At 47.6% G+C, this 876-nt stretch carries 1 protein-coding gene; it reads left to right on the top strand.

The genetic code is table 11. The features are described from left to right. Positions 1-330 precede the first annotated feature (330 nt). A partial coding sequence (locus tag I6E49_RS14235) for a reverse transcriptase domain-containing protein (protein ID WP_262911567.1) occupies positions 331-876 on the top strand: 546 nt, incomplete at its 3' end.

Genomic DNA, 876 nt, shown 5'->3' with positions numbered 1-876 from the left:
GAGTTGGAATCTGAAAGAAGCCGGCGGCAAACATCTGACCTAACGGACAGAAACTTCATACAAGGCATATGACCGTGGGTAAGGTTGCAAAAAGAACCAAAGCCCTATAGCTATTCGGAACGGTCGGTGTAAATGAAGTGGGTATAAGATGGAAAGACAATGCCCTTATCCGAGGAGGTCTCACGGACGCTTCAAATAGTTTTTTTTACGAAAGAAGCGGAGTAAAGCTTGCCGTGAGAAGTCAGCAGACGCCATAGTAGTGCAATACTCGATAACGTTGCATGAATGGCTGAACCTAACAATTAAACGATAGTAATTGAAACATACCTTATGAAGGAAAGAATGCAGAAAACATTATCCCAAGTTAATGGCTGCCCCCAAAGAGATAGGTCGGAAACCGAATGGTATGGGGGAGTGCAGACCTTCATGTGGATGTGTGAAGAGAACATCGTGGAAGTACCATTCGACAAGGAACACCTCCTCGAGCAAATCCTTAGTCCTGCGAATCTCAACCGAGCCTACAAGGCTGTTATGAGGAACAAGGGCTGTGGTGGTATTGACAAGATGTCGTGTGAGCAGCTGCTCCCATGGCTCATGACCAACAAGGATGTGCTCATCCGTTCCTTGATGGACGGCTCTTACCGTCCGAACCCAGTGAAAAGGGTAGAAATCCCCAAGGACAACGGCAAGATGCGCCTGTTGGGAATACCTACAGTAGTAGACCGTGTGGTGCAACAAGCCATCAACCAAGTACTGACTCCCATCTATGAGAACCAATTCTCCAAGACAAGCTACGGCTTCCGACCGAGAAGAGGATGCCATGATGCACTGCGTGGAGCGCAAAGGATAATCAACGAGGGCTACACCTATGTAGTA

Source organism: Leyella stercorea (genome assembly GCF_021531655.1).
The sequence above is the reverse complement of the archived record's forward strand: the minus strand, read 5'-3'. Positions and strand labels throughout refer to the sequence as shown.